The sequence below is a fragment of the Comamonas sp. B-9 genome (assembly GCF_000410635.1).
In the GTDB taxonomy this organism is placed as follows: Bacteria; Pseudomonadota; Gammaproteobacteria; order Burkholderiales; family Burkholderiaceae_C; genus Comamonas.
Map to the genome: position 1 here is coordinate 1,952 of NZ_KE148609.1, position 9,286 is coordinate 11,237.

General features: G+C 63.7%; 9 protein-coding genes and 2 pseudogenes. 4 read left to right on the top strand and 7 right to left on the bottom strand.

What is annotated here, in order from left to right; translation table 11 throughout:
- The 3 genes and pseudogenes from H928_RS33500 to H928_RS0116305 all read right to left on the bottom strand — a co-directional run.
- Positions 1–172: pseudogene (locus H928_RS33500) on the bottom strand (TlpA family protein disulfide reductase); the annotation flags it as partial.
- Between the two features lie 134 nt (positions 173–306).
- On the bottom strand, positions 307–1,746 hold the full coding sequence (locus tag H928_RS0116300; protein ID WP_021027466.1) for an NAD-dependent succinate-semialdehyde dehydrogenase: 1,440 nt from the start codon (positions 1,744–1,746) through the stop codon (positions 307–309).
- An 83-nt stretch (positions 1,747–1,829) separates the two neighbouring features.
- On the bottom strand, positions 1,830–3,038 hold the full coding sequence (locus tag H928_RS0116305; protein ID WP_021027467.1) for an ABC transporter substrate-binding protein: 1,209 nt from the start codon (positions 3,036–3,038) through the stop codon (positions 1,830–1,832).
- A gap of 255 nt (positions 3,039–3,293) precedes the next feature.
- On the opposite strand from H928_RS0116305, the gene H928_RS0116310 reads away from it, so the two are divergent.
- The 4 genes from H928_RS0116310 to H928_RS0116325 are packed head-to-tail and all read left to right on the top strand — an operon-like array spanning position 3,294 to position 6,506.
- Positions 3,294–3,659: a Zn-ribbon domain-containing OB-fold protein gene (locus H928_RS0116310; RefSeq protein ID WP_021027468.1), complete on the top strand. Its 366-nt coding sequence runs from the start codon at positions 3,294–3,296 to the stop codon at positions 3,657–3,659.
- 14 nt (positions 3,660–3,673) lie between these two features.
- Positions 3,674–4,867: a thiolase gene (locus tag H928_RS0116315; RefSeq protein ID WP_021027469.1), complete on the top strand. Its 1,194-nt coding sequence runs from the start codon at positions 3,674–3,676 to the stop codon at positions 4,865–4,867.
- A 23-nt stretch (positions 4,868–4,890) separates the two neighbouring features.
- A complete protein-coding gene (locus H928_RS0116320; RefSeq protein ID WP_021027470.1) occupies positions 4,891–6,051 on the top strand; it encodes an acyl-CoA dehydrogenase family protein in 1,161 nt (386 codons plus the stop codon).
- Positions 6,048–6,506 (top strand): PaaI family thioesterase, encoded by a 459-nt coding sequence (locus H928_RS0116325; protein WP_021027471.1) that lies wholly within the window; start codon positions 6,048–6,050, stop codon positions 6,504–6,506. Before H928_RS0116320 ends, H928_RS0116325 begins: the two co-directional genes overlap by 4 nt.
- Positions 6,507–6,915: 409 nt before the next feature.
- On the opposite strand, the gene minE is transcribed toward H928_RS0116325, so the two are convergent.
- From minE to H928_RS32435, 4 genes and pseudogenes are all read right to left on the bottom strand, one after another.
- Positions 6,916–7,173, bottom strand: a complete 258-nt coding sequence (gene minE / locus H928_RS0116330) for a cell division topological specificity factor MinE (protein WP_021027472.1) — start codon at positions 7,171–7,173, stop codon at positions 6,916–6,918.
- Between the two features lie 5 nt (positions 7,174–7,178).
- On the bottom strand, positions 7,179–7,991 hold the full coding sequence (minD, locus tag H928_RS0116335) for a septum site-determining protein MinD (protein ID WP_021027473.1): 813 nt from the start codon (positions 7,989–7,991) through the stop codon (positions 7,179–7,181).
- A gap of 67 nt (positions 7,992–8,058) precedes the next feature.
- Positions 8,059–8,790: a septum site-determining protein MinC gene (minC, locus tag H928_RS0116340; protein WP_021027474.1), complete on the bottom strand. Its 732-nt coding sequence runs from the start codon at positions 8,788–8,790 to the stop codon at positions 8,059–8,061.
- Between the two features lie 190 nt (positions 8,791–8,980).
- Positions 8,981–9,286: pseudogene (locus tag H928_RS32435) on the bottom strand (hypothetical protein); the annotation flags it as partial.

A 9,286-nucleotide genomic window follows, 5' to 3' on the forward strand; every position in this document is an offset into this window, starting at 1 on the left:
GGCGCGCCCCCACCAGCGCCAATAGCGGCAGCAGCCAGGCATGCGGCGTCGTGGACAGGCCGCGCTTGCGCGCCCAGCGCGCCAGCAGCACATCGGCCGCAAGCCATGCCAGCATCAAAATGACCAAACCCCAGGGCAGTGAGAACGGCCCGATCTGCAAACTTGCGCTCATCGTTGTATTTTTTAAAAACAGAAGGCGCTGGTGTGCGGGCACACCAGCGGCGAATCTGCTGTCTGAATACCTGGCGCGGTGTTTGGTTCCATCGCTCGGCCCCGCAGCAGGGGCCGGCGATGCAGCAGCAGCGGTTACTGGTCTTCGCTGACCAGCTTGATATTGCAGTAAGCCTGCAGCCCTTCAATGCCGCATTCCGAGCCCCAGCCGCTTTCCTTGACACCGCCAAAGGGCGCCTCGGCCATGGAGATGTTCAAGGTGTTGATTCCCAGCATGCCGGTCTGCACGCCGTTGGAGAGTTGCTGGCGCACGGCGCTGTCCTGCGTGAAGGCATAGGCGGCCAGGCCGTACTGCAGGCGGTTGGCGCGCTGCAGCGCTTCGTCCATGTCGGCGATGGGATTGATCAGCGCGACCGGGCCAAAGGGCTCCTCGTTCATCAGGCCGGCGTCTTCGGGCAGGTTGCTGATGACGGTGGGCTCCCAGAAGAAGCCCTTGCCGGGCATGCGCTTGCCGCCGGTGTGCAGGGTGGCGCCCTTCTCCTGCGCATCGGCGATCAGGCGGGTGAGGGCCTCGATGCGGCGCGGGTTGGCCAGCGGGCCCATCTGGCTTGACTCGTCCAGGCCATTGCCGACCTTGAGCTTTTTGGTGCGCTCGACAAAGGCGGTCACAAAGCTGTCGAACACATCGCGGTGTACATAAAAGCGCGTGGGCGAGATGCAGACCTGGCCGGCGTTGCGGAATTTGCCGGCGACCAGCGCATCAGCGGCCTTGTTGATATCGGCATCCTTCCAGACGATGACCGGCGCATGGCCGCCCAGCTCCAAGGTCGCGCGCTTCATGCTCTTGGCGGCATGCGAGGCCAGCATCTTGCCCACGGCGGTGGAGCCGGTGAACGAGAACTTGGCCACCTCGGGCTGGTCGAGCAGGTAGCCCGAGACCTCGGCCGGCACACCAAACACCATGTTCAGCACACCGGCGGGCAGGCCGGCGTCGTGCAGCACACGCACCAGCTCCTGGGCGGTTGCAGGGGTTTCCTCGGCGGGCTTGAGCACCAGGGTGCAGCCGGCGGCCAAGGCGCCGGCGATCTTGCGCGCGGGCGTGATGGCCGGGAAGTTCCAGGGCGCAAAGGCGGCGCAGACGCCGACGGGTTCATGGTGCACGGCAATGCGCTGGGTCGGGGTCTTGCCCGGCACCAGGCGGCCATAGTTGCGGCGGCCTTCTTCGGCATACCAGTCATAGGTGTCGGCGGCGGCCAGCACTTCGAGCTTGGCTTCGCGCACGGGCTTGCCCTGCTCCAGGGTCATGCAGCGGGCGATATGGTCGGCACGCTCACGGATCAGGCTGGCGGCCTTGCGCAAGATGTCCGAGCGGGCCAGTGGTGAGGTGCGCTTCCAGCCTTCAAACGCTGCGTTGGCGGCCTGCAGGGCGGCCTGCAGATCGGCGGCGCTGGCATGGGGCAGCTGGCCCAGCGTGGATTCATCAAGCGGGTTGATGACGGGCTCACTCTTGCGGCCGTCGGCGGACAGCCATTGGCCGTTGATAAACAGTTGCAACTGTGGATAAGCTTGGGACATGGTTGGCTCCTGCAAGGGGGTTTGGAATGCATAACGCGGTCTTTCAGCGCTGAAGACCGCGTTGCCTGTGGATAAGTCTGTGGTTACTTCTTCACGAAACCACACTTGCCATCGGCCATGGGCCTGAAGGCCTGGTCACCCGGGATGGTGGCCAGCACCTTGTAGTAATCCCAAGGGCCTTTGGATTCCTCGGGCGACTTGACCTGCACCAGGTAGAGGTCATGCACCATGCGGCCGTCCTCGCGCACATGGCCGTTCTGGCTGAAGAAATCCTCGATCTTGTTGGACTTGAGGTACTTGGTCACCGCGGAGCCGTCGTCGGTCTTGGTCGCGGCCACGGCCTTCAGGTACTGGGTCACGGCCGAGTAGGTACCGGCATGCACCATCGAGGGCATGGTCTTCTTGCCCATGCGCTCAAAAAAGCGCTGCGAGAAGGCGCGCGTCTCGGGGGTGCGGTCCCAGTAGAAGGCAGTGGCAAAGGTCAGGCCCTGCGCGGTCTTGAGGCCTAGCGAATGCACGTCCTGGATGAACATGAACTGCGGCGCCACGGTCTGCTTTTGCATCAGGCCAAACTGCTTGGCCGACTTGATCGCATTGATGGTGTCATTGCCGGCGCTCACCAGGGTGACCACCGAGGCCTTGGACTCCTGCGCCTGCAGCACAAAGGACGAGAAATCGCTGGCATTGAGCGGGAAGTTGGTGCGGCCCACGATCTTGCCGCCGCCTTTGGTGACGATATTGGTCACCGTCTCGGCGCCGGCCTTGCCGAAGGCATAGTCCACCGCCATGATGTACCAGTCCTTCTTGCCTTTTTCCAGCATCGCGTGGGCCACGCCGCTGGCCATCGCATAGGTGTCATAGGTGTAGTGGATGCCGGTGGGGATGCAGGCTTCGCTGGTCAGCGCATCCGATGCGCCGCCCGAGGTCAGCACCAGCTTGTTGCGCTCCTTGGCTAGGTTGTAGACGGCCATCGCGACCGCCGAGTTATTCAGGTCCACCACCACATCCACGCCATCGGTATCGAACCAGGTGCGTGCGCGGCTGGCGCCGACATCGGCCTTGCCCTGGTGGTCGGCAAACACCACCTCGATCTTCTTGCCCCCGACCGTGCCGCCAAAGTCCTCGACCGCCATGCGCGCGGCTTCGAGCGAGCCCCGCCCTGCGGTATCGGCATAGGGGCCGGACATATCGCTGAGCACGGCAATCTTGACGACATCGTCAGAGATGCCCTGCGCTTGCGCGCCCGTCGTGCAGCATGCGGCCATGGCCAAAGCCAGCGCGGTCATTTTCATGGTCTTGTCTCCGGTTTTATAGAAAGCGTTTGACAGACGATGCTAGAGATTTCTGGCCCCCTGGTTTCTGCATTTGCCAAGCGCTGCCTTAGCCTGCGCCAAAGCCTAGAAAACCCTGATACCCACAGAAGCGAAAGCAGTGTCACCCAGGTTCGTCAAGCGCGGCCAAACCCCCTCTTCGGCAACCAATAATTGCGTGCAGCAGGCAATGGGGCCATGCTTCACCATCCGCTATCTCCTCAGAAAGATTCCGCAATGACACCCTCGATGTCAAGCCAGTACCAGGCTGCATTGGATACGGGCAGCTTCCAGATTCAGCGCTGCAAGGCCTGTGCCCAGGCCATCTTCTACCCCCGTGAGCTGTGCCCGCATTGCGGCAGCGATGCGCTGGCCTGGGAGCAACCCAGTGGCAAAGGGACGGTCTACTCGACCACGGTGATCCGCCGCAAGGCCGAGGCCGGTGGCGACTACAACGTCGCGCTGGTGGACCTGGCAGAAGGCCCGCGCATGATGAGCCGCGTCGAAGGCATGGCACCGGCCGATGTGAAGATCGGCATGGCGGTGAAAGCCGAAGTCATCGCGCACAACGGCAAGGGCCTGGTGGTGTTCAAAGCCGAATAACGAGGGATAAAAACATGGCACAAGTACATACCAGCAGCGGCCTGCGCGCGCTGCGCGGCAAGGCCGCCATCAGCGGCGTGGCCACCTATGGCTGCGGCGAAGCCCCGGGCTCGGACGACATGCTGCTGCTCGCACGCGCTGCACACGCCGCCGTGGCCGATGCGGGCTTGACGATGCAGGACATCGACGGCCTGGCCACCTGCAGCGTCAACGCCACCATGTGGCCCATGCCGGTGATCGAGCACCTGGGCATCAACCCGAACTACATCAACGGCACCATGGTGGGCGGCTCCAGCTTTATCGCCCACCTGCTGCCCTCGATCATGGCCTTGGAGGCCGGCCAGTGCAAGCATGTGCTGGTCTGCTACGGCAGCGCCCAGCGCTCGGCCGCCTTTGGCCGCAAAGAATCGACCGCTGCGCGCAAGTTCATGGACCCGCAGCCCTTTGAGCACCCGTTTGAGCCCACGATGCCGGTCGCGGCCTATGCGATGGCTGCGGCGCGCCATATGCACCAGTACGGCACCACGCGCGAGCAGCTTGCGGCCGTCGCCGTCTCGGCGCGCCAGTGGGCGCAGAAGAACCCCGAAGCCTTCATGCGCGATCCGCTCTCCATCGAGCAGGTGCTGGGCGCGCGCATGGTGGCCGATCCCTTCACCGTGCGCGACTGCTGCCTGGTGACCGATGGCGGCGGCGCCTTTGTGCTCAGCCGCGCCGAAGATGCCCAGCGCGGCCCGAACGCGCCCATCTATGTGCTGGGCAATGCGACCGCTTGCTGGAACCGCCAGATCTCGTCGATGCCCGACCTCACCGTCACCGCCGCAAGCCAGTCGGGCGCGCAGGCCTTTGCGATGGCGGGCCTGACGGCGCAGGACATGGATGTGGTCGAGCTCTACGACGCCTTCACCATCAACACCCTGCTCTTCCTGGAAGACCTGGGCTTTGTCAAAAAGGGCGAGGCCGGTGCCTTTGTTGCCAGCGGCGCGATTGCGCCGGGCGGCAGCCTGCCGGTCAACACCAATGGCGGCGGCCTGTCCTGCGTGCACCCGGGCATGTACGGCATCTTTGCGCTGATCGAGGCAGTGCGCCAGCTGCGCGGCAACTGCGGCGAGCGCCAGGTGGCGGGCGCCCAGCTCGCACTGGCCCACGGCAATGGCGGCACCCTGTCCAGCCAGGCCACAGCGATTTTGGGTACGGCGGCAACGCTCTAAAGCCCTGCAACAGAGAACCATCCATGATCCGAGACCAAGAAACCCTGGACGCGCTGCTCGACAGCGTGCGCCGCTTTGTGCGCGAGCGCCTGGTGCCCGCCGAGAACGAAGTTGCCGAGACCGACGAGATCCCCGAAGCCATCGTGCAGGAGATGCGCGATCTGGGCCTGTTCGGCCTGACCATTCCCGAAGCGTTCGGCGGCCTGGAGCTGACGATGGAAGAGGAAGTGCATGTGCTGCTGGAGCTGTGCCAGACCTCGCCCGCCTTCCGCTCGGTGATCGGCACCACGGTGGGCATCGGCTCGCAAGGCATCCTGATGGATGGCACCGATGCCCAGAAGGCCGAATGGCTGCCGCGCCTGGCCACCGGCGAGGTGATCGCCTCGTTCGCGCTGACCGAGCCCGAAGCCGGCTCGGACGCCGCCTCCTTGCGCACCACCGCCGTCAAGCAAGGCGACCACTACCTCGTCAACGGCACCAAGCGCTTCATCACCAATGCGCCCCATGCCGGCATGTTCACCCTGATGGCGCGCACCAACCCGGCCGACAAGGGCGCGGGGGGCGTGTCCTCCTTCATCGTCGATGCCAAGAGCCCGGGCATCAGCTTTGGCAAGTACGACAAGAAGATGGGCCAGCGCGGCGCCCACACCTGCGATGTGATCTTTGACAACGTCAAGGTGCCCGCAGCCAACCTGATCGGCCTGCAAGAGGGCCGGGGCTTCAAGACCGCGATGAAGGTGCTGGAAAAGGGCCGCATCCATATCGCCGCCGTAGCGGTGGGCTGCGCCAAGCGCATCCTGCGCGATGCGCTGCAGTACTCGCTCGAGCGCAAGCAGTTTGGCCAGGCGATCTGCGACTTTCAGCTGGTGCAGGCCATGCTGGCTGACAGCCAGGCCGAGCTCTATGCCGCCGAGTGCATGACCATCGACGCCGCGCGCCGCCGCGATGCGGGCCAGAACGTCTCGACCGAGGCATCGAGCGCCAAGATGTTTGCCACCGAGATGTGCGGCCGCGTGGCCGACCGCGCGGTGCAGATCCTGGGCGGCTCGGGCTATATGGCCGAGTACGGCATCGAGCGCTTCTACCGCGATGTGCGCCTGTTCCGCCTCTACGAGGGCACGACGCAGATCCAGCAGATCATCATTGCGCGCAACATGGTGCGCGACGCCAAGGCCGCCGCATGAGCACCACCCCACCCCGCCAGCAGCTGAGCATCGAGGACCTCAACACCCGCGTGCCCTTTTTGCGCCTCATCGGCGCGCGCCAGGACCCGAACTTTGAAGACGGCATCGTGCGCGTGCACCTGCCCGACCTGCGCGAGGAACTGTGCAACCAGCTGCCCGCCGCGCACGGCGGCATCCTCATGACCCTGCTCGACGTGGCCATGTCGCGCGCTGCCGTGCTCGCGCCCGGCGCGCCGTCGAGCACCGCCGTCACCGTCGAGATGTCCTCGCGCTTCATCTACCCGGGCCGTGGCCCGCTGGTCGCCGAAGGCTGGGTCATCAACCAGGGCCGCTCGCTGTGCACCTGCCAGGCCAACATCTACGACGCCAACCGCCGCATCCTGGCCACCGCCCAAGGCACCTTCAAGTACTGGAAAGCCCACGCCTACGACAACACGGCCGAGCCCAGTGCATAACTGAGGGGAAAAGCGCAGGGCTGTGCATAGTCTTGTGGATAAGCCACCAACTTATCCACGACCCACCAGAAATCCACCGACTTACCCCCAACGAAAACGCGACCCGAAGGTCGCGTTTGTTTTTGGAGGAAGCAATAACAAGAACGCACCAAAAACCCGGATGGTGATTCCTGTATTCAACAGCAAAGTCAGCAGCGCGCGCAGCGCCCAAGCCACCCACCCCAATGGCGAGATGGGCCCGCAGGCTAGGCGTGGCGCCGCAGACAATACTTTGGTATGGCAAGGCGCCACAACAACGCATGCGGGCCCATATCGCCACCCCCATACGAAAACCACCCAAGCCCCAGCCAGACTAAGCATTCGCCGCAGCACACATGCACCACGAACAAACACTTCAGACCTAGAAAACTTACTTATCCGGCAGCTCGATCTTCACTTCCAAGACTTCGAGATTGTCTTGTCGTTCGAGATTGACGCGGACGTCATCTGGGTTGATGGAGACATACTTGGCTATGACGGCCATCAACTCCTTTTGCAGGGCCGGCAGATAGTCCGGCTGGTTATTGCTACGGCCCGTGCGCTCACGCGCCAAAATAATCTGCAGCCGCTCCTTGGCGACCGACGCGGTCTTTTTCTTTTCACCCAAGAACAGGGACAGCAAGGACATTGAACTTACCTCCCAAAAATGCGTTTGAAGAAACCAGGCTTTTGCGCATCGGTAAAGCGCATCGGCTTGTCTTCACCCAAAAAGCGTGCCACCACATCCTTGTAGGCTTCGGACACATCGGTCTGGTTCAGGTTGATCGCAGGCGTGCCCTGGTTGGACGCCTGCAGCACCGATTCCGACTCGGGAATCACACCGATCAGCGGAATGCGCAGAATGTCCTGGATATCTTCCAGCGACAGCATCTGGCCGTCCTGCACCCGGTTGGGGTTGTAGCGCGTGATCAGCAAGTGCTCCTTGATCGGATCGCCGCCATCGACGGCGCGCTTGGTCTTGGAACTGAGCATGCCCAGAATGCGGTCCGAGTCACGCACGGACGACACCTCAGGGTTGGTGACCACCAGCGCCTCGTCAGCAAAGTGCATCGCCATCAGCGCGCCGCTCTCGATACCGGCGGGCGAGTCGCAGACGATGAAGTCAAAGTCCATCGCCGCCAGGTCCTTGAGGATCTTCTCGACCCCGTCCTGCGTCAGCGCATCCTTGTCGCGCGTTTGCGAGGCGGCCAGGATGTAGAGGTTCTCCAGCTGCTTGTCCTTGATCAGCGCCTGGTTGAGGTTGGCCTCGCCCTGGATCACATTGATCAGGTCATAGACCACACGGCGCTCGCAGCCCATGATCAGGTCCAGATTGCGCAGGCCGACATCGAAGTCGATCACCGCAGTCTTGTGGCCGCTCAGTGCCAGTCCGGCCGCAAAGCTTGCACTGGTGGTAGTTTTTCCAACTCCGCCCTTGCCGGAAGTTACAACGACGATTTTTGCCATCTTTCGATCCGATCCCTTTACGTCCTCAAATGTCCAAAGCCCGGTGCGGGCCGTCCCCGTGCGCCTGTCACAGCGGCTCGATCAACAGTTTCTCACCTTCAAGCCGCACCACGGCTGCCTTGCCCGACAGCTCGGCGGGCCAATCCGACTCGACCGTGCGGTAGATGCCCGCGATGGACACCAGCTGCGGCTCAAAACAGGTGCAATAAATACGTGCGCTCTTGTCCCCCCGCGCGCCGGCCACGGCCCGGCCCCGCAAGGGCCCGTAGACATGGACGTTGCCATCGGCAATCACCTCGGCGCCGTAGCTGACGATGGCGTTGACGATCACATCGCTGCCCGCCGCATAGACCTGCTGGCCCGAGCGCATCGGTTTATCGACCCGCATGGTCGCCTTGGCCGGCAGCTGCACTTCCTTGATGACCTCGACTTCGACCTCGCGCACTTCGGGCTCGGCCGCCTTGCGCGCCGGTGGCGCCTCGGGCGCGGCGATCAGGCCGGCCGCATAGGCACTGGCCATCTGCGCCTCGCTGCCGCCGCGCACCGCCACCGGTGTGGTGCGGTACTGGCGCAGCAAGGCCACCAGGGCGGCAAAGTCGATGTCCTCATCGGCCTCGCGCAGCTGCGCCAGATCGACCAGCACCGGGTCATGGTCGAAAAAGGCGGAGTCGCTGCCAAAACGCTCGGCAAACTCCTGCGCCAACTGCTCCAGGTCGGCCGAACGCAGTGCGAACGCAACCACCGGCAACTGGGCGCTTTTCATATCGAAACCGCTGCGCTGGGTCGTTTCACCTGACATGGTTATAAGCCGATCTAGTTACTGGACATGAATCGGCAAAGTGTAACCTGCCTGACGTGAATCGCCGCGGCCGGTCTGCCGTTTTGCCCGGATTGACAACACTCTTTTACCAATGAAGCCGCGCTTACGGGCGGATACAGAGTGCCATAAAAAAGGGCGCTTGCGCGCCCTCAAAGAATGCCACAACCCGTCAGGGCTTGAGCTGGAAACCACAGTGGCCGCAGAACACATCGTCGGCCGCCACCACTTCAAAGCAGCTGCGGCAGCGCAGCAACGGCTCGGAGGCCGCCGGTGCCGCTGGCGCTGCTGTGGGCGGCAAGGCCGATGCGGCTGCCGCACCACCTGCTACTGCTGCAGTACCCAGGCCGGCTGCTGGCGCTGGCGCCACCGGGGCTTGCACCGGGGCAGGAGCCACCACGGGTGCCGAGGCTACAGGAGTCGTGGCTACAGGAGCCGGAGCGACAGGAGCCGGAGCGACAGGGGCTGGTGGCTGCAC